This window comes from Achromobacter sp. NCFB-sbj8-Ac1-l, from assembly GCF_052695805.1.
Map to the genome: position 1 here is coordinate 5126823 of NZ_CP199812.1, position 26146 is coordinate 5152968.

Genomic DNA, 26146 nt, shown 5'->3' on the forward strand with positions numbered 1-26146 from the left:
CGGCAGCGATATGGCGTAGAGTGGCGTGACAATGGTCGCAACGCCCGGCCGGCTTCGTCCGGCGGGCCTGCGTTTCTCCCCTCGCCACCTGGAGGCATCAAACATGCTGTTGAAGAATCTGTGCGCCGCGGCCGTCCTGGCCCTGGTTTCGGCCCCCGCGCTGGCCGCCGACTGCTCGGTCGAAATCGCCGGCACCGACCAGATGCAGTTCGACAAGAAGGAAATCACGGTCAGCAAGCGCTGCAAGGAATTCACCGTCAAGCTCACCCACCCCGGCAAGCTGCCCAAGACCGCCATGGGCCACAACTGGGTGCTGACCAAGCAGGCCGACATGCAAGGCGCCGTGAACGACGGCATGGCCGCCGGCCTGGACAACAACTACGTCAAGAAAGACGACGCCCGCGTCATAGCCCACACCAAGGTCATCGGCGGCGGCGAAACGGACTCGGTCACGTTCGACGTCAGCAAGCTGGCCGCCGGCCAGGACTATGCCTATTTCTGCTCGTTCCCCGGCCACTTCGCGCTGATGAAGGGCGTGCTGAAACTGGTCGACTGATCGCCCCTGCCGGCCTTGCGGGATTGTCCGCAAGGCCGCCGTGCCCACCCCTACAATGGCCGTTTCCCGGACCCCTTGGAGACGAACACATGAGCACGGATAAAGTGGCAATCATCACCGCCGGCGGCAGCGGCATGGGCGCGGCGGCGGCACGCAAACTGGCGGCCGACGGCTACCGCGTGGCCATCCTGTCTTCGTCCGGCAAGGGCGAGGCCCTGGCGGCCGAGCTGGGCGGCCTGGGCGTGACCGGTTCGAACCGGTCGCCCGACGACCTGGCCCGCCTGGTCGACACCACCGTGCAGAAATGGGGCCGCGTCGACGCCGTGGTCAACAGCGCCGGCCATGGCCCCAAGGGCCCGCTGCTTGAAATCAGCGACGACGACTGGCACCTGGGCATGGAGTACTACCTGCTGAACGTGGTGCGCATTTCCCGCCTGGTGGCCCCCATCATGAAAAACCAGAAGGCCGGCGCCATCGTCAACATTTCCACCTACGCCACTTTCGAGCCCGAAGCCCTGTTCCCGACGTCGGGCGTCTTCCGCGCCGGCCTGGCCGCGTTCACCAAGGTGTTCTCGGACGAATACGCCGAGCACAACGTGCGCATGAACAACGTGCTGCCGGGCTTCATCGACAGCCTGCCCGAGAAAGAAGACCGCCGCGTGCGCATCCCGATGGGCCGCTACGGCACCGCCGAGGAAGTGGCCGACCTGATCGCCTTCCTGGCGTCCGACGCCTCGTCGTACATCACCGGGCAGAACATCCGCATCGACGGCGGCATCACCCGCTCGGTCTGATCCGGCCGGCATCCCGACCCGGCAGGTCCGTTCAAGGTCCGCCGGGCCGGCACCCCGGCCCGTGCCGATGCCGCGGCCGACACGCGCGCGGGCCTCGTGCAAACGCATTAATCCCCTCGTCCGTATGGTGGTATTGAAGCGCCCCCGGCGCTTCGTTACCGTAGGTGCTCGCATTCGAACCCGGGGCCTCTTGCATGTCCGCGCCGCCGCCCGAAGCGGCGCTGGGCGCCGCCTCCGTACCGACTTCATCCGCCCGGCCCACGCCCGGCCAGGCTTCGCGTTTCCTGGCGCAGGCGACCTTCGGCCCGACGCCCGCCCAGATCGACGTCGTGGTGCGGGACGGCTATGCGGCCTGGCTGGACGCCCAGTTGAGCCTGCCGCCATCGCAAAGCCACTTCGATTGGCTGCTGCAGCAAGGCAAGAACACCGAGGCGTACAAGGGCAACGGCATCAACGCGCCGCTGGAATCGACCCTGTGGCGCAAGTTCATCAGCGCCGAGGACCAGGTGCGCACGCGGGTGGCCTTTGCGCTGTCCGAGATTTTCGTGGTGGGCGTGGCGTCCATTACCGCCAACTGGCCGCTGTTCGGCGCTGCCGGGTTCATGGACCTGTTGGCCGAGCACGCGCTGGGCAACTACCAGGCCCTGCTGACCGCGGTGACGCGCAATCTGTCGATGGGCTGCATGCTGACCTACCGCGGCAACCGCAAGGAAGATCCCAAGACTGGCCGCCACCCCGACGAAAACTACGCCCGCGAAGTGATGCAGCTGTTCAGCATCGGCCTGGTCGAGCTGAACCCGGACGGCACGGTCAGGTTGGTGAACGGCGCGCCCGTGGAAACCTACGGCAACGCCGACGTGCAGGGGTTGGCCAAGGTCTTCACCGGCTGGGACCTGGACGGCCCCGAGACCGACGTGCAGTTCCATCGCCGGCCGATGGCCTTGAACAACGCCCTGCATTCGCTGGCGGAAAAGCGTTTTCTGGGCGCGGTGATTCCGCCCGGCACCGACGGCCATCTGTCGCTACAGCGGGCCATGGAAGTGATCAGCGCCCATCCCAACGTGGGGCCGTTCATCGGCACGCAGCTGATCCAGCGGCTGGTGACCAGCAACCCCAGCCCTGCCTACGTCGGCCGGGTGGCCGCGGCGTTCAATGACGACGGCCATGGCGTGCGCGGCAACCTGCGGGCGGTGGTGCGGGCGATCCTGCTGGACGACGAGGCCCGCCACCCCGACCTGGCCGCGCCCGAGTGGGGCAAGGTACGCGAGCCGATCCTGCGCTTCTCGGGCTGGGCGCGGGCGTTCGGCGCCACGTCCAACAACGGCGCCTGGGCCATGCCCGACACCACCGACAACACGATCCGCCTGGCGCAAAGCCCCATGCGTTCGGCCAGCGTGTTCAACTTCTTCCGGCCGCGCTACAGCCCGCCGGTGACCGAACTGGCGCGGCGCGGGCGGGTGGCGCCGGAACTGCAGATCACCGACGAAACCAGCATCGCGGGCTACCTGAATTTCCTGGCGATCTACGTCGACCGCGGCTGGGAAGACCTGCAAACGGATTACGCCGCCGAGATCGCGCTGGCCCGGGACCCCGCTGCGCTGGTGGCGCGCGTGGCGTTGCTGCTGGCCGGCGATGCGTTCAGCGGCGCCACCGCCGACGCCATCGCCCAGGCGGTCGCCACCCTGCCGCCCGAGCGGCCGCGCGACCGCGTGCGCGCCGCGATCATGCTGGTGGCGGCCAGCCCCGAATACCTGGTGCAGAAATGAGGCGCGACCGCCGCGAATCCCGGGAACCACCATGAAGTCCGATCGCCCCGACCCGCTGGAGCAGCCATGAAGCCCGACCGCCGCGAATTCCTGCTGCGCGCCTGCGCCCTGGGCGCCAGCCATGCCGCCGCGCCGCTGGCGCTGAACCTGGCCGCGCTGGGCGCGGCCGCGGCGCAGGCCGCGCCCGCCGACTACAAGGCGCTGGTGTGCGTGTTCCTGTATGGCGGCAACGATCCCTTCAACACCCTGGTGCCGTTTGATGCCGCGGCCTATCGCGCCTACGCCGCGGCGCGCAGCGACATCGCCCTGCCCCGCGCCGCGCTGCAGGCCACCGCGCTGCGCGGCAAGGCGGCGCTGGACAACGGCGCCCAGTTCGCGCTGGCGCCGTCGCTGGCGCCGCTGGCCCCCGTGTTCGAACGCGGCGAGATGGCGCTGGTGCTGAACGTGGGGCCGCTGGTCGTGCCCACGACCAAGGCCGACTACATCGGCGCGCGCGTGCCGCTGCCGCCCAAGCTGTTTTCGCACAATGACCAGCAATCGTATTGGCAAGCGCTGGCGCCGGAAGGCGCGTCGTCGGGTTGGGCCGGCCGCCTGACGGACCTGTACGCCAGCCTCAACGCGCAACGCAGCTTCACCGGCATCACGGCCGGCGGCAGCACCGTGCTGCTGGCGGGCCGGCACGTGGCCGGGTATCGGGTCGGCGTGAACGGCTCCACGCGCATCGACCTGCTGACGCGCGACCTGTACGGCTCCAGCGCCTGTACCACGCTGCTGCGCCAGCTGATCACCCAGCCGCGCGACCACCTGATGGAACGCGAGATGTCGCGCATCGCCGCGCAATCGATCGATGCGGACACGCGGCTGCGCGCCGCGCTGTCCGGCGTGGCAGTGCCCGGCGACTTCGGCTCGCCGCTGGCGCAGCAGTTGAAGATCGTGGCGCGCATCATCGCCGCGCGCCAGGCGCTGGGCGCGCGGCGCCAGGTATTTTTCGTGTCACAGAACGGCTATGACAACCACACCGGGCTGAACGACACCCACCCGGCCCTGCTGCGTGAACTGGGCCAGGCGCTGGCGGTGTTCCAGGACGCGCTGGCAACGCTGGGCGTGGCGCGGCAGGTCACCACGTTTACCGCCTCGGAATTCGGCCGCACGCTGGGGTCCAACGGCAATGGCTCGGACCACGGCTGGGGCGCGCATCACCTGGTGCTGGGCGGCGCGGTGCGGGGCGGCCGCTACTATGGATCGCACCCCGAGATCGCACCGGACGGCCCCGGCTTCGTGGACAACGGCCGGCTGCTGCCGACCCTGGCGGTGGAACAGCTGGGCGCAGCGCTGGGCGGCTGGTTCGGCGCGGGCCGGGATGACCTGAACCTGGTATTTCCGAACCTGCGACATTTCGATGCCGCGCCGCCCGCCTTGTTTGACAGTGCCACGTAGCAGGACGGGGCTGGCTGCGATGGCGACCCTTGCAAACGGCGCGCCAGCCAGGCGCGCCGTCACGCACACCGGGCGTTACAGCGCCGCGTGCATCGACGTGGCCAGGCGCTTCCATTTGACCGCCTCGTCACGCACGAACGCCGCCAATTCGTCCGGCGTGCTGGTGCGCACCTCGGCGCCCTGCTCGTCGATCTTGCGGACCACGGCCGGGTCGTGCAGCGCACCATTCAAGGCCGTGTTGAGCTTGGCCACCACCTCGGGCTTGGCATTGGCCGGGGCGAACACGGCATACCACTGCGCCACATCCACGCCCTGCACGCCCAGCTCGGCCAGCGTCGGCATATCAGGCAGCACCTTGGCACGGCGCGCGCCAGCCACGCCCAGCGCCACGATCTTGCCGGACTTCAGGTGCGGATAGGCGCTGAACAGGCTCGGAAACATCACCTGCGTCACGCCGGCCAGCGTGTCGGTCATGGCGGGCGCCGAGCCCTTGTACGGAATCTCCAGCATGGCCGCGCCCGTGGCGCGGTTGAACAGCTCGCCCGCCACCGCCGGCGCGGTGCCCGGGCCGGCCGAGGCGTAGCTCAGGCCATCGGGATGCGCCTGGCCGTACTTGATCAGCCCGGCCACGTCGTGCACGCCGATGCCGCTGTTCACCACCATCAATGTCGGCGAATCGGCCACCATGCCGATGGCGGTGAAATCGCGCACCGGATCGTAGTTGAGCTTTTGCAGCGCGGGGTTGATGCCGTGCGTGCCGATGTAGCCCAGCATCAGCGTGTAGCCGTCGGCCGGCTGGCGTGCCACGTAGTCGGCGGCGATGGCGCCCTGCGCGCCGGGCTTGTTGACCACGATGACGGTCTGGCCCAGCAGTTCGCCCATCTTCTGGCCGATCACGCGGGCCAGGGTGTCGTTGCCGCCGCCGGCGGCGGTGGGCACCACCATCGTGATGGCGCGGTCGGGAAATTGCGCCTGGGCAGCCTGGCCGGCCAGGGCCAGGCACAGCGCGGCGGCGCCAAGCATGCTGCTGCGGGTGGGAAATGCCATATCGAGTCTCCTGATGATTTGTCGGGACGGTCTCTGCGGACCGCTGAGTGTTGAATGGGCACCGGCACAAGCCGGCCCCTGTTTTTTCTGCCAACCGGCCACCGCTTGCGGCGACGCCGGGTCCTGATGTCGGGTATCGCCCTGGCGCGCTAGGCCGCCACCGCAAGCGGCGTCGCTTGCGCGGGCTGCGCCTGCGGCACTGCGGCCGGTTGCGACACGAATTGCGGCAGGTACAGCACGCCCTTCATGATCTTGCGGGCCGTGCGCACCAGCCCGGCGGCCGCGACCTCGCCCGTGCGTTCGTCCAGTTTCACATCGATGTCCATGCCGCCCGACGGGTGCGAGATGCGCACGCTGCGATAGCCCGGCTGCGGCGCGGGGCCGCCGCAATCGTGCGCCACCGTGCCCGGCATCAGGAAGGCGGCGGCCACGCCCACCGCACCCGTCGCGGCGTGCGCCCGGTGGCAGGCGTGCGGCGTGAAGTAGCGCGAACGCAGCGACAAACCCGATGCATCGTCGCCCGGAGCCAGCAGCACCGGCTTGGGGATGACGCTGTCCGTCACGTCGCCCAGCCCCATGCGGGCGCCGGCCTCGCGGCGGATACGTTCCAGGCGCGCCAGCAACGCGGCATTGCCGTCCAGTTCGGCCGGCGACTCGTCGCCGCGCAAGCCGAAGTCAGCGGCGCGCAGCAGCACCATGGGCATCGCGGCATCGATCAGCGTGACCGCGATGCCGTCCACCACTTCCTGGCGCTGGCCGGTGGGGAACAGACGGCCGGTGACCGCGCCCCAGGCATCCAGGAAGTTCAGGCGCACTGGTGCGGCCGCACCCGGCACGCCGTCGATGCGGGCGTCGCCCTCGTAGGTCAGGCGCCCGCCCGGGGTCTGCACCACCGCCTCGATGACGGCGCCCGTATTCACGTTGTGCACCCGCACCGACGTCTCGCCATCGGCCGCCGCGATCAGGCCTTCGTCGATGGCGAACGGCGCGGCGCCGGACAGCATGTTGCCGCAGTTGGGCCGGGTATCGACGCTGGCGCGGTCCACCGACACCTGGGCGAACAGGTAGTCGATATCGCAGTCCGGCCGACGCGATCGCGACACGATCGCGACCTTGCTGGTCAGCGAGTTGCCGCCACCCAGCCCGTCGACCTGCAAGGCATGGGGCGAGCCCATGGCCGCCAGCAGCAGGCGGTCGCGCTCGGCCGGGTCGGCGGGCAGCCAGTCGGCGAGGAAAAAAGGGCCGCGGGACGTGCCGCCGCGCATCAGTACGCAAGGGATGATCGTTTCCATGCGGTGCATTCTGCGACGGTGCGGCTATTATTTGAATTGCAACTTACGGATGGATTAATGCATGGCACGCATCAATTTCGATTTACAGGAATTGCAGGCCTTCGTGGCCGTGGCCGAACGCGCCAGTTTTCGCGCCGCCGCCGAAGACCTGAACCTGTCGCAACCCGCGCTGAGCCGCCGCATCGAAAAACTGGAAGACCTGCTCGGCGCCCGCCTGCTGGAACGCACCACCCGCCGCGTGTCGCTCACGCACGTAGGCCGCATCTTCCTGGAACGCGCCCGCGGCGCCATCGACGAACTCGAACGCGCCGTGCTCAGCATCGGCGACCTGGCCGCGCAGCGCGGCGGGCTGGTCACCGTGGCCTGCGTGCCGTCAGTGGCCTACTACTTCCTGCCCGCCATCATCCACGACTACGCCGAGCGCTTTCCGCGCATCCGCGTGCGCATCATCGACGAAACCGCCCACACCGTGCTCAACAGCGTCGTCACCGGCCGCGCCGACTTCGGCATCAGCTTCTTCGGCACCCAGGAACCCGACGTGGACTTCAAGGCCGTGCTGCGCGAAGACTTCGTGCTGGCCGTGCGCCGCGACCACCCGCTGGCCACGCGGCGCAGCGTGTCCTGGGAAGAACTGTCCGGCGAACGCTTCATGACCGTGGCCAAGGAAAGCGGCAACCGCCTCTTGATCGACGACGCCTTGGCCAAGAGCGGCAAACGCACCGTCAGCGCCTTCGAGGTCAGCCACGTGATGACCCTCCTGGGCCTGGTCGAGGCCGGCCTGGGCGTGGCCGCCGTGCCCCAGCTGGCCATGCCGCCCGCCGGCCACGCCACCCTGGCCGGCGTCAAACTCGAGCATCCGCGCGTCACCCGCAGCCTGGGCCTGATCTCGCGCCGCGGCCGCCCCCTGGCGCCGGCGGCCCAACAGCTCTATAACCTGATCCACCAGACCGGCAAAAGCGCCAAGCGCGGTTCCGCCAAGCCCTCCAAAGCCATCCCATGAGCCCCCACTCCCTCGCCTTGCAGCCCGCCACCGAAGACGACCTGCCCTTCCTGCTGTCGCTGCGCCGCGCCACCATGACCGAACACCTGGCCCGCGCCGGCGCCCCGCAGGACGACGAACACCACCTGGCCCGCATCCGCTACGGCTTCGAGGGCGCCCAGATCGTCTGGCTGCACGGCCGCCCCGCGGGCCTGTTCAAGACCCTGCGCGAGCCCGACGGCTGGCGCGTCGTACAGATCCAGATCGACCCGGCCTACCAAGGCCAGGGCCTGGGCCGGCAACTCTTGACCGGCCTGCTGCACCAGGCCGACCAGGAAGGCACCGCCGTCACCCTGTCCGTCCTGCAGGGCAACCCCGCCCGGCGGCTCTATGAGTCGCTGGGCTTTCGCGCCGTCGAGGAGGCCGGCGTGGAAACCGAAATGCGCTACGAACCCGGTCCGCCCCCGGCGGCCCCCTGAGCCCTCGCAGGATTTTTTTTGCGCCGGGTGGAATATCGCCGCCCCGGCCGGCGTCTGTAGAGGGCAGTCCCCCACTTTCCTTTCTACGCGAGGCACGACATGCGCAATCAAATCGCCGCAGCCCTGGTTCTCACCTCTGCCGCCCTGTTCTCGGCCGGCGCCCACGCCCAGGCCGTCAAGACCCAGGACGGCGTCCTGGTCAACAGCGCCGGCATGACCCTGTACACCTTCGACAAAGACGCCGGCGGCAAGAGCGCCTGCAACGACCAGTGCGCCAAGATCTGGCCCCCGGTCACCGCCGCCGCCGATGCCAAGCCCTCGGGCGACCTCACCGTCATCACCCGCGACGACGGTTCCAAGCAATGGGCCTACAAGGGCAAGCCCATCTATCTGTATGCCAAGGACGCCAAGCCGGGCGACAAGACCGGCGACAACTTCAAGGACGTCTGGCACGTCATCAAGCCCTGATCCGGATCGCCTCGCCCCTCCGCATCAGACCATGCGCGCCGAAGACGAAGCATCGATCCTGGCCTGCATCCCCAGCCTGCGGCGTTACGCCCGCGGGCTGACGGGCGACCCCCACCGGGCCGACGACCTGGTGCAGGACACCCTGGAGCGCGCCTGGAGCCGCTACTCGCGCTGGCAACGGCGCGGCGAACTGCGGGCCTGGATGTTCGGCATCATGCATAACCATTTCATCGACGGCGTGCGCGCCCACCACCGGCAAGCCGGCGACGCCAGCACCAGCGAGCTGCCCGACGTGCCGGTGCGCGCCACCCAAACCGATCACCTGGAGGTGCGCGACCTGGATCGCTGCCTGCAAGGCCTGCCCGCCGAACAGCGCCAAGTGCTGCTGCTCGTCTGCGTCGAGGACCTGTCCTATCAGGAAACCGCCCAGGTCCTGGGCGTGCCCATCGGCACCGTCATGTCGCGCCTGTCACGTGCCCGCGAACGGCTCGGCGCCCTGATGCAAGGCCAGGAACCCGCCGGCCGGCTCCATCGCGTGAAATGACATGAACGACAAACGCCTCCACCCCGTTCCCGCCGCCGGCCACCCCATCACCGAGGCCGACCTGCACGGCTACGCCGACGGCCAGCTGCCGCCCGGCCGCCACGCCGAAGTCGACGCCTACCTCGCCTCCCATCCGCAAGACCTGGCCCGCGTCCACGCCTGGCAGGCCCAGCGCCGCGCCCTGCACGCCCTGCTCGACCCCGTCCTGGACGAGCCCCTGCCCCTGCGCCTGCCCCTCGCGCCCCCCGCCCGCCACCTGCCCTGGCGCGCCCTCGCCGCCGGCATCGCCATCGCCGCCATCAGCGCCAGCGCCGCCTGGCTCACCCGCGGCGCCCTCGACGCCCGCCACCTGCAATCCATCCTGGCCACCGCCAGCCCCGACCACGCGGCCGGCGGCTACGCCCAACGCGCCGCCATCGCCCACGCCGTCTACGCCCCCGACATGGGCCGCCCCGTGGAAGTCAGCGGCGACAACGAAAAAGCCCTGGTCACCTGGCTCACCAAGCGCCTGGGCGCCCCCGTGCGCGCCCCCAACCTGTCCCACGCCGGCTACGACCTCGTCGGCGGCCGCCTGCTCCCCGGCGGCACCGGCCCCGTCGCCCTCTTCATGTACGGCGCCCAAGACGGCCAACGCCTGACCCTCTACGTCACCCGAGAAGCCACCGGTGGCCAAACCGCCTTCCAATTCACCCAGGAAGGCCCCGTCCGCGTCTTCTACTGGGCCGAAGGCCCATTCGGCTACGCCCTGTCGGGCGCGGTCAGCCGAGACGAACTACAGAGAATCTCGCAAGAGGTCTACGACCAGCTGCAAGGCTAGCGCGCGTCAGAACACAGGCTCAACACAAGCCCTGATCGCGGTACTCGCCCGGCACACCCAGCACGGCGCAAAACTTGCGGCTTTCACCGGAATAAGTGTGCGTAGCGTGAATGGTCAGCGTGGCACCCGCCAACCCGACCTGCTTCGGATCGCAAGACCAGAAGCCGCTGGAGATTTCGTCGTACGGCGCCCTGGCAACGAGGCGCGCCGGCTGCCCGGGCGACTTCTTGCCAGACGTCGCAGTGCCCAGCCACTCGATCCAGACACGGCAGCTCACATGCTCGAAGCCCACGTTCTCCAGGATCACCCGATACGAGCCCTGCCCATCGCCGGACCGCCAACTTCCGCCAGCCAGCGTCCCCAGAAGCTCCGCTTGATCCGCGTCGGTATCCGCGACGCAGGGAGCCACCACCAGGAACGAAAGGCTTAGCAACGCTGCTGCAACAATTTTCATTGGTTCGGACTGCCTGTCGAGAATCGATTTGCTGTCAATCCGAACATCGGCAAGACCAAGCATGTCGTGGTTTCGGCGTAAGAACAGCATGAGCATGGCAAATGCGACGAAGTGCCACCCGGCCGAATTCATAACACGCTCCAACCAAAAGCGCGAGACACCCCCAACACGCGCAGCGTCCACCGCCCCAACGCCCCACCACCGCGTAAGCCGCAGAAGGCCGCCCGCGCGGCCGATTGCGGCGGGCCCCGCACCCCACCGCCCCACCCCACCGCTGAGCAAAACACCAGCAAACACTCTCCCCAAAACCCGTCGCGGGCCCTAAGCAGAGCGCCGGGCTGCGCTGGTCGGGTGGGCGCGGGGCGTGTAGATGCGCCCGAGGGAATCGGAAGGGAGCCGAAGGCGGACGACGATGACGAAGGGGGGGGCCGCCTAGGCGAGTCCGGAGCGAAGGCTCCGGACCGCAATCGTAGCCCCGCGCCCACCCGGCCGCCGCAACCCGGCGCGCCTAAAGAACCCCACCCACCAAACCAAAAAGACTCACCCCCGAGCCTCAAAAAGCATATGCAACGTAATCTTCCGAACCTCCGCCTTGCTCATCTCAATATGCCCCCGCAACATCCTCCCCGCCGCCTCCCCCCGCCGCCCCAGCACCGCCCGCAAAATCGCCCCATGCTCCTCATACGTCGCATCCACTCGAAAGTCCTTCGTGAAATCCAGCCGCCGAACGATCCGGATCTTCTCCGTCACCTCCCGATGGATCAACGCCATCTCCGGATTCCCCGCCGCCGCGACCAGAGAGCAATGAAACGCCTCATCCAGCTCAGCCACTAACCGCCCATCCAGAATCCGCTGCGCCGGCGGCACCAGCCACACATCCGTCAGCGCCCCCAGCATCCCGTTCTCGTCCATGTGCTCCCGCGCACACAGCCGTTCCACCGCCGCCAGCTCCAGCACCACCCGCACGTCGTACAGCGCCTCGAACCGCTCGAAATCGAACGGCCGCACCTGCCAGCCGCTGCGCGGGCTGGGCAGCACAAAGCCTTCCCGCTCCAGCCGCGCCAGCCCCAGCCGCACCGGCGTGCGGCTCACCCCCAGCCGCAACGCCAGTTCCGCCTCGGTGAAACGGTCCCCCGGCAGCAGCTGGAAATCGAACAGCTCGTCCTTGATGCGCTGGTACACCTGGTCCGCCAGCGACCCCGCCAACGTCGGCGCCTGCCGCAGCGCCGGACTGATCCGAACCGATTCGCCCGCCATGGTCAGGTCACGGGGCACGTGGCGTCTTCCGCCAGCACGATCAACGGATCGCCCGCGTTCACCGGCTTGCCCGGCACGCAACGGATCGCCGTCACCGTGCCCGACGCCGGCGCAATCACCGACAGTTCCATCTTCATCGCCTCGACCACCACCAGCGTATCGCCCGCCGACACGCTCTGGCCCACCTGCACCGGGATCTTCCAGATATTGCCGCACATGTCCGCACTGACCAGCCGCTCGCCCTCGCGCAGCGCCGTCTCCGGTTCAGGCTCGGCCTCGACCGGCGCCGCCGCCACGTCCTCGGTCTTCCAGAGCGCCACCTCGGCATCGAACGCCGTCTTCTGGCGCGCCTGGAACACCGCGATGCTGTCCGCCTGTTCCGCCAGGAAGCGCTGGTGCGCCGCGAAATCGAACATCTCTTCCTCGATGCGTACCGTCGCACGCCCCTCGCGGAAATCCTCGCGCAGCGTATCCAGCTCGGCCTCGCTCACCGGATAGAAGCGCACCTGATCGAAAAAGCGCAGCAGCCACGGCTTGCCGTCCTGGAACACCGGATTCTTCAGGAACTTGTTCCAGATCGGCAGCGTGCGGCCTACCAACTGATAGCCCCCTGGCGAGTCCATTCCGTAGATGCACATGTACACCCCGCCGATGCCCACCGTGCCTTCCGCCGTGAACGTGCGGGCCGGGTTGTACTTCGACGTCAGCAGCCGGTGGCGCGGATCGATCGGCACCGCGCACGGCGCGCCCAGGTACACGTCGCCCAGCCCCATGATCAGGTAGCTCGCGTCGAACACGATGCGCCGCACGTCCTCGCGGCTGGCCAGCCCGTTGATCCGCTGGATGAAATCCACATTGTTCGGCAGCCACGGCGCGCTGGCGCGCACCGTTTCCTGATAGCGCTGCACCGCGCCCAGCGTCGCCGAATCCTCGAACGCCATCGGCAGGTACACCACCCGCGTCGGCACCTGCAGCGTCGCCACGTCGGCCAGGCCGGCCTCGATCTCCAGCAGCCGCGCAATCAGCGCGTCCTGCCGGATCACCCGACTCTCGTAGCGGATCTGCAGCGAGCGCACCCCCGGCGACAGTTCTTCCACGCCATCGATCGGCCGGGCCGCCAGCGCTTCCATCAGCAGGTGGATGCGCATGCGCAGCGCCAGGTCCAGCACGTTGTCGCCGTACTCCAGCAGCAGATAGCCATCCCCCGCCTGGCGGTACGACACCGATGGCCGCGTCCCCTCGGCCGGCAAGGCCGCCACGATGGTCTCGGATGCCGTCTGCGGCACGGCAACAGGCGTCGTGGCCTGCGGCGTCACCACGCCCAGCGTCTCTACGCTCTGGTCCTGCGCCGCTTCCCGCGCCACCGCGTCGGCGTAATCGATGCGCACGAAGCGGATGCGGTCGCCCGGCTTGACCTGCCCCACCTTCCACAGTTCGGCGCGCGCGATCGTGGCGGGGCAGACGAAGCCGCCCAGGCTGGGGCCGTCGCGCGTCAGGATCACGGGGCTGTCGCCCGTGAAGTTGATGCTGCCGATGGCGTATTCGCAATCGTGGATGTTGGACGGATGCAGGCCGGCCTCGCCGCCGTTCTCGCGCGCCCAGGTCGGCCTGGGGCCCGTCAGGCGCACGCCCAGCCGGTTCGAGTTGTAGTGCACTTCCCAATCGGCGGCGAAGAAGGCCTCGATGGCTTCGGGCCGGAAGAAATCCGGCGCGCCATGCGGACCATAAAGCACCCCGATTTCCCAAGTGTTGCCATAGACCGGAATCAACTCCGGCGCCGCCGCCTGCGGCGCGGCCAGGGGCGGCGTGGCGTTCGCCGCCGGCAGCCCGGGTTGTACCACCGGCAGCATGTCGCCCACCCGCAGCGTGCGGCCGGCGTGGCCGCCGAACTGGCCCAGCGCAAAGGTCGAGCGGCTGCCCAGGTATACCGGCACGTCCAGCCCGTTGCGCACCGCCAGATAGCTGCGGCAGCCGGACAGTGCCCGCCCCGTCGCCAGCACCTGGCCCGAGCGCACCGTCACCGGCTGCCACATCGGCACCGGCTCGCCGTCCAGCGTGGCGGCGCACTCGGCGCCGGTCAACGCGATCAGGGCGTCGCCATGGAAGCGCAGCGTCGGGCCGACCAGCGTGGCCTCGATGCCGGCCGCATCCGGCGCATTGCCCACGATGCGGTTGGCCAGGCGGAACGCGTAGTCGTCCATCGGGCCCGACGGCGGCACGCCGATGTTCCAGTAGCCGGTACGGCCCGGATAGTCCTGCACGCTGGTGTAGGTGCCGGCTTCCAGCACTTCGATGGCGGCCGGCCGGTAGGCAAAGCTGTCCAGGAAACGGGTCGACAATTGCGCCGCGCGGAAACGCGCATCCGCCACGATCTGGCGCAGGTAATCCAGATTGGTCGCGATGCCATGCAGGCGCGTATGGGCCAGCGCGTCGGCCAGCTTGTCCAGCGCCGCTTCGCGCGTATCGGCATGCACGATCAGCTTGGCCAGCATCGGGTCGTAGAACGCCGGCACCTCGGTGCCGGTGGCCACCCAGCCGTCCAGCCGCACGCCGTCCGGGAAATACACGTCCGTCAACACGCCGGGCGACGGCTGGAACCCGCGCAGCGGGTCTTCGGCGTACAGGCGCACCTCGATGGCCGCCCCCTGCGGGGCCCGCGTCATGGCGTCGAAATCCAGCGGCTCGCCCGCCGCCACGCGCAGCATGCATTCCACCAGGTCCAGCCCGGTCACCGCCTCGGTCACCGGGTGCTCGACCTGCAGGCGCGTATTGACCTCCAGGAAATAGAAGCTGTCGCGCGCCGGGTCGTAGATGAATTCCACCGTGCCGGCAGACCGGTACGCCACCGACTCGCCCAGTTTCACCGCCGCATCCAGCAGCGCCGCACGGGTCGCGGCCGGCAACAGCGGCGCGGGGGTTTCCTCGATCACTTTCTGGTTGCGCCGCTGCACCGAGCAGTCGCGTTCGCCCAGCGCCACGACGCGGCCCGCGCCGTCGCCGAAGATCTGCACTTCAACGTGGCGCGCATTGTCCACATAGCGCTCGATGAACGCCCCGCCGTCGCGAAAGAAGTGTTCGCCCATGCGCTGCACGCTGTCGAACGCCACCGTCAGTTCAGCCTCGTTCTCGCAGCGCGACAGCCCGATGCCGCCGCCGCCCGCGGTGCTCTTGAGCATCACCGGGTAGCCGATGCGCTCGGCCTGCGACAGCGCTTCGCCCAGGCTGGCCAGCAGGCCCGTGCCCGGCGTCATCGGCACGCCGGCTTCGGCCGCCAGTTCGCGCGAGCGGTGCTTCAGGCCGAACTCGCGGATCTGCAGCGGCGTGGGGCCCACGAATGCAATGCCTGCCGCTTCGCAGGCCTCGGCGAATTCGGCGCTTTCCGACAGGAAACCGTAGCCGGGGTAGATGGCCTGCGCGCCGTGCGCAAGGGCCGCGTCCAGCAGCAGGTCCATGCGCAGGTAGCTGTCGGCGGCTTTCTCGCCGCCCAGCGCCACGGCCACGTCGGCTTCCTTGACGTGCGCCGCGTTGCGGTCGGGATCGGAATACACGGCAACGCTGCGGATGCCCAGGCGTTTCAGGGTACGAATGGCGCGGACGGCGATTTCTCCGCGGTTGGCGATCAGGACGGTATCGAACACGGGGCGGCTCCCAGGGGCGGTCTTGGATTAACGGGGGGTGGCGTTCAGGCTGGCGAGATACGCGCGCCAGCCGCCGAAGTCGGTGATGTCGCGAGCGCCGGCCAGGCCGCGCGGCTCGCAGATGAAGCCCTTGACCAGGCGGCCGTCATGCAGCTCCAGCGTGCCGATGCCCAGCGGCGCGGGAATCTCGGCCACGAAGGCGCCAAAGGCGGCCACGGGGATGTCCCACAGCTCGACCTCGATCGGCGCGCCGCTGTCGGACTTCACCAATCCGGGCTTGGGTGGCGTGGTGTTGGCCAGCGCATACAGCCGGTAATCGGCGGCGGTGCGGGTCTTTTCCACCAGCACGGCGCGGCGGGACGTCAATTGATGGTTCAGCGGCATGCCCGTGAGGTGGGCGCCCACCACGGCCACGCGCAAGGTGTTCGGGTCCGCCGGCTGGGGCGCCAGCGTCGGCAAGGGCCGGCCCGTGGCGCCCAGCGGCAGCCCGCGCTGGGCCTGCCATTGGCGGCCGAACTGCGCCAGCGCGCGGTCCTGCCAGGCCAGGCCAATCACGGTGATGCCCGCCGGCAGGCCATCGGCGCGCATGCCCGCCGGCAGCGCCAGCGCCGACAGGTCGGCCAGGTTGGCAAAGTTGGTGTACACGCCCAGCTGCGAATTGAGGCGGACCGGGTCGGCCTGCAACTGCGCAATGGTGTAGATGGACGGCGACGTCGGCACCACCAATGCGTCGAAGCCCTGCAGCGACAGCTGGATCTGGCGCGTCAGTTCGGCGCGGCGGTATTCGGCCTTGAAGGCATCCAGCGCGCTGTAGTTCGCCGCGCCTTCGACGATGCCGCGCACCACCGGGTGGATCGCGGCGGGGTGCTCTTGCCACAGGGACTCGACCGCGGCGAAGCGTTCGGCCACCCACGGGCCCTGGTACAGCAGCGCGGCCAGTTCGGCGTAGGGCGCGAAGTCGATGGTCTCGACCTGCGCGCCGCTTGCCTTCAAGGCTTGCAGCGCAGCCTCGAAGGCCTCGGCCGCTTGCGCATCGCCGAAGAACTCCAGGCGGTCGGGAATGGCCAGGCGCGGCACCTTCGGCCACGGCGCGGCGGCGCCCGCCGGCTGCGCCCGCGAATAGGCATCATGTTCGTCGTAGCCGCCCGCGATGCCGGCCACCTGTTCGGCGTCGTCCACCGTCAGCGCGAAGATCGACACGCAATCCTGCGTGCGGCAGGCGGGCACCACGCCCGCCGTGCTCAGCCAGCCCTTGGTGGGCTTGAGACCGACGATATTGTTGAAACCCGCGGGCACGCGCCCGGACCCGGCCGTGTCGGTGCCCAGCGAAAACGCCACCAGGCCGCGCGCCACCACCGAGGCCGAGCCCGAGCTGGAGCCGCCGCTGATGTAGTCAGGATTGAAAGCGTTGGCCACCGCGCCGTGCGGCGAGCGGGTGCCGACCAGGCCCGTGGCGAACTGGTCCAGGTTGGTCTTGCCCACCAGAATCGCGCCGGCCGCGCGCAGGCGCCGCACCACCGTCGCGTCTTCGTCAGGCGTGTAGGCGAATTCGGGGCAGGCCGCCGTGGTGGGCCAGCCGGCCGCATCGATGTTGTCCTTGATGGCGAACGGCACGCCATACAGCGGCAGCCGCGTCACGTCGCCGCCCGCCGCCGCAAGCAGCAGGCGCAGGTCGTCAAGCTGGCGCGCCAACACGGCGGGGCTGACCCGCGTGATCCAGGTGTTGTCGGCGGGCGTGGCCGGCGTCTCGGCCAGCGGCGTCAACAGCGCGTCCGGGGTGGCCCCGCCCTCGCGATAGGCAGACAGCCATTGCGCGATCGTCCAACCGGTCGTGGGGCCCTGCGGCGTTGCTACGGCATTCATGCTGGAATCCTTTCTTGTATACAAGTACGGATACCCAAGCAATACGCGTGCCATGTTGGCCGCGCGCCGCGCACTTCCCTCTGGCGCCCGGCATTGCCCACCGGGATGCCTCGAACCCCCCGCCACGCGGCGCCTGGCGTGCGCACCCGCAACGGGCAAGCCGCGCACCGATCTTGTGCATGCGGCACCAGATTGGTCCGCACGCGCAGCCGCCGTCGACCGCCACGGCGTCATCGAAAACCCTTCCCCTTACTACAGCACCGCCGCCTGGCAGATCGGTTGGCACGGCTTTTGCTTTGAAGTCCTGGTCACGCCCATGCCGCCGGCGCCGCCGGCTTCTTCCTCCTCAGGAGTCACCATGAAACGCAGACTAGTCCTTAAGCAACTGACCGCCATGAGCCTGTTGGCCCTGTCCGGTTGGATGCCGCAGCTGTACGCCGCCGAAGACACCATCAAGGTCGGCATCCTGCATTCGCTGTCGGGCACCATGGCCATCTCGGAAACGTCGCTCAAGGACGTGGCCCTGATGACCATCGATGAAATCAACGCCAATGGCGGCGTGATGGGCAAGAAGCTGGAAGCCGTGGTGGTCGACCCCGCGTCGAACTGGCCGCTGTTCGCCGAGAAGTCGCGCCAGCTGCTGGCGCAGGACAAGGTGGCGGCGGTGTTCGGCTGCTGGACCTCGGTGTCGCGTAAATCGGTGCTGCCGGTGTTCAAGGAACTGAACGGCCTGTTGTTCTATCCGGTGCAATACGAAGGCGAAGAGCTGGAAAAGAACGTGTTCTACACCGGCGCCGCGCCCAACCAGCAGGCCATCCCGGCGGTGGAATACCTGATGAGCGAAGACGGCGGCGGCGCCAAGCGCTTCGTGCTGCTGGGCACCGACTACGTCTACCCGCGCACCACCAACAAGATCCTGCGCGCCTTCCTGCATTCCAAGGGCATCAAAGACAGCGACATCGACGAGGTCTACACCCCGTTCGGCCATTCCGACTACCAGACCATCGTGGCCAACATCAAGAAGTTCGCCGCGGGCGGCAAGACCGCCGTCATCTCCACCATCAACGGCGATTCGAACGTGCCGTTCTACAAGGAACTGGGCAACGCCGGCCTGAAGGCCACCGACGTGCCGGTGGTGGCGTTCTCGGTGGGTGAGGAAGAACTGCGTGGCGTGGACACCAAGCCCCTGGTGGGCCACCTGGCCGCCTGGAACTACTTCGAATCGATCAAGAACCCGGTCAACGAAGCCTTCATCAAGAAGTGGCAGGCCTACGCCAAGGCCAAGAACCTGCCCAACGCCAACACGGTCGTCACCAACGACCCGATGGAAGCGACCTACATCGGCATCTACATGTGGAAGCAGGCCGTCGAGCAGGCCAAGACCACCGACGTCGACAAGGTGATCGCGGCCATGGGCGGCCAGACGTTCAATTCGCCCAGCGGCTTCAAGATCGAAATGGACAAGACCAACCACCACCTGCACAAGCCGGTCTACATCGGCGAGATCAAGGCGGACGGTCAATTCAACGTGGTGTGGAAGAGCAAGGGCCCGATCCGCGCGCAACCCTGGAGCCCGTACATCCCGGGCAACGAAAGCAAGCAAGGCCTTTAAACCGGAACCGGACACGCAGCCATGCTGAATGCGGCTATCGCGAAATTCCTGCGTCATTTCCTGCTTGCATGGCTGCTGGCCGCGCCGGCGCTGTCCGCTCACGCGGCGGCGCCCGGCGTGGATCCGGCGCTGCTGGCCCCCCTGGCCGGCGACGACACCGACGCCAAGTTGCAGGCGATTGCCGCCCTGGGGCAGTTGCCCGACCCGGGCGCGGCCGCCGTGCTGCAAGCGCTGGGCAGCGACCAGCTGTATGCGCTGCCCGATGGCCGCGTGCTGATCGGCGGCGGCAAAGGCCCGGCCACCGATGCGGCGACCGGAGCGACGACCGAGCTGCCTGCGGGCGCCGCCACCATCGGCATCAACAACCGGCTGCGCCGCGCCATCGAGGCGGCGCTGGCCGGATCCCGACTGTTTTCCGACAACCCGCAGGAACGGCTGGCCGCGGCCCGCCGCCTGCAACAGACCGGCGACCCGGCCCGCCTGCCGCTGGTGGAAAAGGCCCTGGCCGCCGAAAAGAACGAAGCCGTGCGCGGCGCACTGGAAATCGCGCAAGCCAATCTTGAACTCAAGAGCGCCGACCCCGCTGTGCGGCGTCACGCGGTCGACCTGCTGGGCCGCACCGACAGCGCGGCCTTTCGCCCCACGCTGGCCGCGCTGACACAGCAGCAGGACGGCGTCTACACCGAACCCGATGCCAGCGTACGCGAGGCCGCGGCCAATGCGATCAAGCGCATCGACCGGCACCTGGCCACCATCGAATGGGCCGGCAACCTCTTTTACGGCCTCAGCCTGGGCAGCGTGCTGCTGCTGGCGGCGCTGGGCCTGGCCATCACCTTCGGGCTGATGGGCGTCATCAACATGGCGCACGGCGAACTGCTGATGATCGGCGCCTACGTCACCTACCTGGTGCAGACGGCGTTTCGCGCCTGGCTGCCGGGCTGGCTGGACTGGTACGTGGCCGCGGCGCTGCCGCTGGCCTTCCTGATCACCGCGCTGGTGGGCATGGCGCTGGAACGCACCGTGATCCGCTGGCTGTATGGCCGGCCGCTGGAAACCCTGCTGGCCACCTGGGGTATCAGCCTGATGCTGATGCAAGGCGTGCGCACGCTGTTCGGCGCGCAGAACGTGGAAGTGGGCAACCCCAGCTGGATGTCCGGCGGCATCACCGTGCTGGGCGGGCTGGTGCTGACCTACAACCGACTGGTCATCATCGGCTTTGCGCTGTTCGTGGTGTTCCTGGTGTGGGCGCTCTTGAACCACACCCGGCTGGGCCTGTTCGTGCGCGCCATCACGCAGAACCGTCGCATGGCCGATTGCGTGGGCGTGCCCACCGGCCGCGTCGACATGCTGGCGTTCGGCCTGGGGTCCGGCATCGCCGGGCTGGCGGGCGTGGCGCTGTCGCAGCTGGGCAACGTGGGCCCGGACCTGGGCCGCGGCTACATCGTCGATTCCTTCATGGTGGTGGTGCTGGGCGGCGTGGGCCAGCTGGCCGGCACCGTCATCGCGGCGCTGGGCCTGGGCGGCGTGAACAAATTCCTGGAGCCTTACGCGGGAGCGGTCATGGCCAAGATCACCATCCTGGTGCTCATCGTGCTTTTCGTACAGAAGCGGCCGCAAGGCCTGTTCGCCCCGCGCGGCCGGAGCGTCGAATGAAACAGACCGCCCTGACCGACCTGACCTTGCAGGCGCGTCGTCCGCTGTACAGCGGCCGCGCCTGGATCGCCCTGGCCGCCGCCACGCTGGTGCTGGCGCTGCTGCCGCTCTTGAACCTGGTCTTTCCCGCCGGCCATCCGCTGCACGTCTCGGCCTATGCCGTGGCCCTCCTGGGCAAGTTCATGTGCTATGCCATGGCCGCCCTGGCGCTGGACCTGGTGTGGGGCTACGCCGGCATCCTGTCGCTGGGCCACGGCCTGTTCTTCGCGCTGGGCGGCTATGCCCACGGCATGTACCTGATGCGCGCCATCGGCAGCGACGGCGTCTACCAGAGCCGCCTGCCGGACTTCATGGTGTTCCTGGACTGGAAGGACTACCCCTGGTACTGGGCCTTCACCGATCACTTCGGCTACGCCATGCTGCTGGTGGTGCTGGTGCCGGGCGTGCTGGCCTTCGTGTTCGGCTACTTCGCGTTCCGCTCGCGCATCAAGGGCGTGTACTTCTCGATCATCACGCAGGCGCTGACGTTTGCGGCCATGCTGCTGTTCTTTCGCAACGACACGGGCTTTGGCGGCAACAACGGCTTTACCGACTTCAAGCGCATCCTGGGTTTCGACATCACGGCGCCCGGCACCCGCGCGGCGCTGTACTGGATCACGCTGGCGGCGCTGGCCGCGGCCCTGGTGCTGGCGCGCGCCGTGACGCAGTCCAAGCTGGGCCGCGTGCTGACCGCGGTGCGCGATGCCGAAAGCCGGCTGCGCTTCATCGGCTACGACCCGCTGGGCTTCAAGCTGTTCGTGTGGACGCTGTCGGCCGTGCTGTGCGGCATCGCAGGCGCCTTGTACGTGCCGCAGGTCGGCATCATCAACCCCAGCGAAATGTCCACCGAGAACTCGATCGAAATGGTGATCTGGGTCGCCACCGGCGGACGCGGCACGCTGATCGGCCCCATCCTCGGCGCGGGCGTGGTCAACGGCCTGAAGACCTGGTTCACCAGCGTGCTGCCCGAATTCTGGCTGTACGCGCTGGGCCTGATCTTCGTCCTGGTGACCCTGTTCCTGCCCACCGGCATCGTCGGCCTGGCGCGCCGCCTGGCCACCCGCTACCAGGAGCGACGCGCATGACCAGCACGCATTCCGAAACCGCCATGCTGGACGGCGGCCCCAGCGGCGACGCCGGCTACGGCCGCGTCAGCCCCAAGGGCCTGGACACCAGCCACGGCGCCATCCTGTACCTGGAAGGCATCACCGTCAGCTTCGACGGCTTCAAGGCGCTCAATGACCTGACGCTGGACATCGGCGTGGGCGAGCTGCGCTGCATCATCGGTCCCAACGGCGCAGGCAAGACCACCATGATGGACGTCATCACCGGCAAGACCCGCCCCACCGCCGGCACCGCCTTTTTCGGCCAGAGCATCGACCTGACCCAGCTGACCGAAGCGCAGATCGCCCACGCCGGCATCGGCCGCAAGTTCCAGCGGCCCACGGTGTTCGAACAGCACAGCGTGTTCGAGAACCTGGAACTGGCGATGAAGACCGACAAGCGCGTGCGGCCCACGCTGTTCTCGCGCCTGACCGGGGCGCAGGCCGACAGGATCGGCGAGACGCTGGACCTGATCCGCCTGCGGCCCGAGGCCTTCCGGCCCGCCGGCCTGCTGTCGCATGGCCAGAAGCAATGGCTGGAGATCGGCATGTTGCTGATGCAGGAACCGCAGTTGCTGCTGCTGGACGAACCGGTGGCCGGCATGACCGATGCCGAAACCGAACGCACCGGCGAACTGCTCAACGAGCTGCGCGGCCGCCATTCGCTGATGGTGGTCGAACACGACATGGACTTCGTCAACCAGATCGCCGGCGACGGCAAGGTGACGGTGCTGCACGAAGGCTCGGTGCTGGCCGAAGGGCCCATGGCGAAAGTGCAGGCCGACCCGCGCGTGATCGAAGTCTATCTGGGGCGCTGATATGTTGAACGTAACCACCATCGACCAGTACTACGGCGGCAGCCACACCTTGCGCGGCGTCTCGCTGGCGGTGAACCAGGGTGAATGCCTGGCGCTGCTGGGGCGCAACGGCGTGGGCAAGACCACGCTGCTCAAGTGCGTGATGGGCGTGCTGCCCGTGGCCCGTGGCGCCATCGCCTTCGACGGCGCCGACATCACCCGGCTGGCGCCGCACCAGCGCGCCGCCCGCGGCATGGCCTACGTGCCGCAAGGGCGCGACATCTTCGCCCGGCTCACCGTCGAAGAGAACATCCTGATGGGCATGGCCACCAAGCCCGCCGCGCGCGCGCGGCGCATCAAGGAAGAAGTATTCGAGCTGTTTCCGGTGCTGAAAAGCATGCTGGCGCGACGCGGCGGCGACCTGTCGGGCGGGCAGCAGCAGCAGCTGGCGATCGCCCGCGCACTGGTGGCCGAACCCAAGCTCATCATCCTGGACGAACCCACCGAAGGCATCCAGCCGTCGATCATCAAGGACATCGCCCGGGTGATCCACATGCTGCGCCAGCGCGGCGACATCGCCATCCTGCTGTGCGAACAGTATTTCGATTTTGCCCGCGAGCTGGCCGACCGCTTCGTGGTGCTGTCGCGCGGCGAAGTGGTGGCCAGCGGCGACCGGGCGGCCATCGACGGCGAGGACGTGCGGCGCCACCTTTCCGTCTGAGGCGCCTTTTAGTGCCAACGGAGCCTGGATATAATGCGCCGTTATGCACCTTGCCCACTTCCTGAACCGCGGCTACGCCTGGATCGCCCTTGTCGCGATCCTGTGGGCGTCCCTGGTTCCGTCGTTGGCGCACGGCAGCCATGCCGCGGGCGGCGCCAGCCGCCAGGTCACCGTCGACTACTGCGCCCCTGAAGGCAAGTCGTCGCTGACCATCGACGTGCAGGGCGACGACACCCCCGCCGACCACGCGGCGCACCACGGCGACAGCACCCACTGCCCGTTCTGCCGCAACCCCCAGGCCGACATCGGCATCCTGCCCGCGCCGCTGCTCGTCCTGCGGGCCCCGCCCGGCCGGGTCAGCTATCCGGCGCTGTTCTACCGCGCCTCGCATCCCCTCTACGCCTGGAGCGCGGCCCAGCCGCGCGCCCCGCCCGCCGCTTGAGTCCGCGCGCAGGCGGCCCGCCCGGTTCTCGGGCAGCCGCCGCGCCGCATTGCGCTTGAGCCCCCCGCCGGCCGTTTTCGCGCGCCGGCGGCATTCCGGCATCATCGCCCGCCCCCGACGCCGCCTTCGTGCACGGCGCGGCCCGCGGGCGCGCAAGCCGGCCCGTGCCGGCCTGGACCATGAAAAAAACCTACGCAGCCTCTTTGCTGGCAGGCGCCTGCGCGGCCAACCCCGCCCTGGCGCTGACCACCGACCCCGCCATCGAAACGCTGGCCGCCACCGTGGTGGAAGGCGACGATGCCGATGGCAAGCCCAACGGCCCGCTGGACCTGAACCGCATCGACGGCACCGGCAGCCGCCTGGGCCTGACCCTGCGCGAAACGCCCGCATCCGTCACCGTCATCAACCGCGCCCAGATCGAGGCGCGCGGCTCGCAGAACACCCAGGAAATCGCCCGCGGCATCCCCGGCGTGGACAACGCCTCGCCCCCGGGATCGGCCGGCTCGGTCAGCTACCGGGGTTTCAGCGGCGGCCAGGTGTCGCAGCTGTTCAACGGCATCTCGGTGCAATACGACTCGGCCGCGGCGCGGCCGGTGGACAGCTGGATCTACGACCGGGTCGAGGCCATCGGCGGCCCGTCGACCTTTCTGTTCGGCGCGGGCGCGGTCGGCGGCGCCATCAACTACGTCACCAAGCTGGCCCAGCGCGACACCTTCTACGAAGGCCAGCTGCGGTGGGGTTCCTACGACACGCGCCAGGTGTCGGCCGGCATCAACCAGCAACTGGCCGGCTCGCCAGGCGGGCGCGGCCATTACCTGCGCATCGACGCCAACCACACCGCCAGCCGCGGCTGGGTCGACAGCAACCCCTCGAACGCCACGCAGGTCGCGGCCTCGGTGCTGTCGGACCTGGGCGACGACGTCACGCAGACCTGGGCCTTCGAATACCAGCGCGAGCGGGTCGAGCGGCCCTACTGGGGCACGCCGCTGACGGTGGGCGCGGACGGCAAGGTCACGGGCGAAGGCCACATCCGCGGCGGCACGCGGTTCAAGAACTACAACGTCGACGATGGCCTGTACGAGCAATCGGTGCTGTGGGCCCGCTCGCTGACCGAATGGCGCGCGGCGCCCGGCGTGACGTTCAAGAACACGCTCTACTACTACCGCGCCGAGCGCGATTTCCGCAACCTCGAAACCTACCGCTACAACGCCGCCAACAGCCGCGTGCTGCGGTCCGGCGCGCTGCTGCAGCGACACGAGCAAAGCCTGGTCGGCAACCGGGTCGAAGGCCTGGTCGAGACCACGCTGGCCGGCCTGCCCAGCAGCTGGTCGTTCGGCGCCGACCTCAGCGTGAACAAGCAGACGCGCTACCCCACCAGCCTGCCCGCCACCGTCGACGCGGTAGACCCCTACGATTTTTCGCCGGGCTATTTCTACGACATTCCCGGCATGACGCGCGGCCACAATCCGGACCGCGACAACCGCATCCGCACCCTGGCCTTCACGTTGGAAAACCGCACCGAGGTGCTGCCGGGCGTAGCCATCGTGTCGGCATTGCGCCACGACTTCATCGACCTGGACCTGACGAATCGCCGCGCCGTCTCAAACGCGTCGCCCGCCTCCGCCTCGCGCGACTATTCGCCCACCACCGGCCGCCTGGCCGTCAACTGGGCGGTGACGTCGCAGGCCTCGTTGTATGCGCAGTACGCCACCGCCGCCGATCCCCCGTCCGGCATCATGGCCACCGCCAGCTTTGCCGACGTGCTGAACAACGACAAGCTCACCACCGGCACGCAGAAGGAAGTGGGCGGCAAGTTCGAATTCTGGGACGGCCGCGGGTCGGCCACCATCGCGGCCTACGAGATCACGCGCAAGAACATCTCGGCGCCTGATCCGAACAACCCGGCGGTCAGCGTGCCGGTGGGCCAGCAGTCGGCCCGCGGGCTGGAACTGGCCGGCGGCCTGCGCCTGACGCGCACGCTGTCGCTGCAGGGCAACATGGCCTTCGTCAACCCCAAGTACGACGATTTCTCGCAGACGGTCAACGGCGTGGCCGTATCGCGCAACGGCAACGTCCCCACCAACACGCCGCGCCGCGTGGCCAACCTGTGGCTGGACTACGCCTTCCTGCCCGACTGGAACGCCAGCGTCGCGGCGCGCTACGTGGGCCGCGCCTATGCCGATGCCGCCAACACCGTGTGGGCGCCGTCCTACACGATCTTCGACGCCGCCGTGTCGCACCGCATCGACCGCCACTTCACCGTCACCGGCCGCGTGCGCAACCTGACCGACAAGGTGTACGCGGCCAACGTCACCGGCACCCCCATGTATTACCTGGGCGCGCCGCGTACGTTGGAACTGTCCGTGCAAGCCCGCTTCTGAGGCCGCC

The 26146-nt window shown here is 68.8% G+C and carries 22 protein-coding genes; 16 read left to right on the plus strand and 6 right to left on the minus strand.

Translation table 11 applies throughout. The annotated features are described in order from the left end of the window. Nucleotides 1-103 precede the first annotated feature (103 nt). From azu to ACUDP5_RS23585, 4 genes are all read left to right on the plus strand, one after another. Nucleotides 104-556 (plus strand): azurin, encoded by a 453-nt coding sequence (gene azu, locus ACUDP5_RS23570; protein WP_445657329.1) that lies wholly within the window; start codon nucleotides 104-106, stop codon nucleotides 554-556. 89 nt (nucleotides 557-645) lie between these two features. Further along, nucleotides 646-1350 (plus strand): SDR family oxidoreductase, encoded by a 705-nt coding sequence (locus ACUDP5_RS23575; RefSeq protein WP_263911239.1) that lies wholly within the window; start codon nucleotides 646-648, stop codon nucleotides 1348-1350. A gap of 194 nt (nucleotides 1351-1544) precedes the next feature. Further along, nucleotides 1545-3116 carry a DUF1800 domain-containing protein gene (locus ACUDP5_RS23580; protein ID WP_445657330.1) on the plus strand — a complete coding sequence of 524 codons (1572 nt, stop codon included), beginning with the start codon at nucleotides 1545-1547 and terminating at the stop codon, nucleotides 3114-3116. A gap of 66 nt (nucleotides 3117-3182) precedes the next feature. Next, entirely contained in the window at nucleotides 3183-4553 is a 1371-nt protein-coding gene (locus ACUDP5_RS23585; RefSeq protein ID WP_445657331.1) for a DUF1501 domain-containing protein, read from the plus strand. 75 nt (nucleotides 4554-4628) lie between these two features. Here the strand turns inward: ACUDP5_RS23585 and ACUDP5_RS23590 are convergent, their stop codons facing one another. Together ACUDP5_RS23590 and ACUDP5_RS23595 are read right to left on the minus strand one after the other, a co-directional pair. Continuing rightward, entirely contained in the window at nucleotides 4629-5600 is a 972-nt protein-coding gene (locus tag ACUDP5_RS23590; protein WP_263911234.1) for a tripartite tricarboxylate transporter substrate binding protein, read from the minus strand. Between the two features lie 149 nt (nucleotides 5601-5749). Further along, nucleotides 5750-6892 (minus strand): 4-oxalomesaconate tautomerase, encoded by a 1143-nt coding sequence (locus ACUDP5_RS23595; protein WP_263911233.1) that lies wholly within the window; start codon nucleotides 6890-6892, stop codon nucleotides 5750-5752. Between the two features lie 61 nt (nucleotides 6893-6953). Between ACUDP5_RS23595 and ACUDP5_RS23600 the strand changes: the two genes are divergently transcribed. The 5 genes from ACUDP5_RS23600 to ACUDP5_RS23620 all read left to right on the plus strand — a co-directional run bounded on the left by ACUDP5_RS23600 (nucleotide 6954) and on the right by ACUDP5_RS23620 (nucleotide 10179). After that, nucleotides 6954-7892, plus strand: coding sequence for a LysR family transcriptional regulator (locus ACUDP5_RS23600; RefSeq protein WP_263911232.1), 939 nt, complete (start codon nucleotides 6954-6956; stop codon nucleotides 7890-7892). Then, a complete protein-coding gene (locus ACUDP5_RS23605) occupies nucleotides 7889-8350 on the plus strand; it encodes a GNAT family N-acetyltransferase (protein ID WP_445657332.1) in 462 nt (153 codons plus the stop codon). Before ACUDP5_RS23600 ends, ACUDP5_RS23605 begins: the two co-directional genes overlap by 4 nt. 99 nt (nucleotides 8351-8449) lie before the next feature. Continuing rightward, nucleotides 8450-8818 carry a COG4315 family predicted lipoprotein gene (locus tag ACUDP5_RS23610; protein ID WP_263911230.1) on the plus strand — a complete coding sequence of 123 codons (369 nt, stop codon included), beginning with the start codon at nucleotides 8450-8452 and terminating at the stop codon, nucleotides 8816-8818. 31 nt (nucleotides 8819-8849) lie between these two features. Next, a complete protein-coding gene (locus ACUDP5_RS23615; RefSeq protein WP_263911229.1) occupies nucleotides 8850-9362 on the plus strand; it encodes an RNA polymerase sigma factor in 513 nt (170 codons plus the stop codon). A gap of 1 nt (nucleotide 9363) precedes the next feature. Then, nucleotides 9364-10179: an anti-sigma factor gene (locus ACUDP5_RS23620; protein ID WP_263911228.1), complete on the plus strand. Its 816-nt coding sequence runs from the start codon at nucleotides 9364-9366 to the stop codon at nucleotides 10177-10179. A gap of 19 nt (nucleotides 10180-10198) precedes the next feature. Here ACUDP5_RS23620 and ACUDP5_RS23625 read toward each other — a convergent pair whose 3' ends face one another. The 4 genes from ACUDP5_RS23625 to atzF form a co-directional block, all read right to left on the minus strand. Further along, nucleotides 10199-10765, minus strand: coding sequence for a hypothetical protein (locus tag ACUDP5_RS23625; RefSeq protein ID WP_445657333.1), 567 nt, complete (start codon nucleotides 10763-10765; stop codon nucleotides 10199-10201). A gap of 408 nt (nucleotides 10766-11173) precedes the next feature. Next, nucleotides 11174-11890, minus strand: coding sequence for a GntR family transcriptional regulator (locus tag ACUDP5_RS23630; RefSeq protein ID WP_263915762.1), 717 nt, complete (start codon nucleotides 11888-11890; stop codon nucleotides 11174-11176). 2 nt (nucleotides 11891-11892) lie between these two features. After that, a complete protein-coding gene (gene uca / locus ACUDP5_RS23635) occupies nucleotides 11893-15528 on the minus strand; it encodes an urea carboxylase (RefSeq protein WP_445657334.1) in 3636 nt (1211 codons plus the stop codon). Between the two features lie 27 nt (nucleotides 15529-15555). Then, nucleotides 15556-17391, minus strand: a complete 1836-nt coding sequence (gene atzF / locus ACUDP5_RS23640) for an allophanate hydrolase (protein ID WP_445657335.1) — start codon at nucleotides 17389-17391, stop codon at nucleotides 15556-15558. Nucleotides 17392-17749: 358 nt separating this feature from the next. Here atzF and urtA point away from each other — a divergent pair, with 358 nt between their 5' ends. The 7 genes from urtA (at nucleotide 17750) to ACUDP5_RS23675 (ending at nucleotide 26139) form a co-directional block, all read left to right on the plus strand. Next, nucleotides 17750-19003, plus strand: coding sequence for an urea ABC transporter substrate-binding protein (gene urtA / locus ACUDP5_RS23645; RefSeq protein ID WP_445657336.1), 1254 nt, complete (start codon nucleotides 17750-17752; stop codon nucleotides 19001-19003). Between the two features lie 21 nt (nucleotides 19004-19024). Continuing rightward, on the plus strand, nucleotides 19025-20656 hold the full coding sequence (gene urtB, locus ACUDP5_RS23650) for an urea ABC transporter permease subunit UrtB (RefSeq protein ID WP_263915758.1): 1632 nt from the start codon (nucleotides 19025-19027) through the stop codon (nucleotides 20654-20656). Beyond that, a complete protein-coding gene (gene urtC / locus ACUDP5_RS23655) occupies nucleotides 20653-21780 on the plus strand; it encodes an urea ABC transporter permease subunit UrtC (protein ID WP_445657337.1) in 1128 nt (375 codons plus the stop codon). The genes urtB and urtC overlap by 4 nt, the downstream gene beginning before the upstream one ends. Further along, a complete protein-coding gene (urtD, locus tag ACUDP5_RS23660) occupies nucleotides 21777-22616 on the plus strand; it encodes an urea ABC transporter ATP-binding protein UrtD (RefSeq protein ID WP_263915756.1) in 840 nt (279 codons plus the stop codon). The genes urtC and urtD overlap by 4 nt, the downstream gene beginning before the upstream one ends. A 1-nt stretch (nucleotide 22617) precedes the next feature. Beyond that, the gene (gene urtE, locus ACUDP5_RS23665) at nucleotides 22618-23316 is read left to right on the plus strand and encodes an urea ABC transporter ATP-binding subunit UrtE (protein WP_263915755.1); all 699 of its coding nucleotides are present in this window, start codon (nucleotides 22618-22620) and stop codon (nucleotides 23314-23316) included. A gap of 43 nt (nucleotides 23317-23359) precedes the next feature. Next, the gene (locus ACUDP5_RS23670; protein ID WP_263915754.1) at nucleotides 23360-23758 is read left to right on the plus strand and encodes a DUF2946 domain-containing protein; all 399 of its coding nucleotides are present in this window, start codon (nucleotides 23360-23362) and stop codon (nucleotides 23756-23758) included. Nucleotides 23759-23937: 179 nt separating this feature from the next. Then, complete coding sequence (locus ACUDP5_RS23675; RefSeq protein ID WP_445657338.1) at nucleotides 23938-26139, plus strand: TonB-dependent receptor; 2202 nt, start codon at nucleotides 23938-23940, stop codon at nucleotides 26137-26139. Nucleotides 26140-26146: the final 7 nt, after the last annotated feature.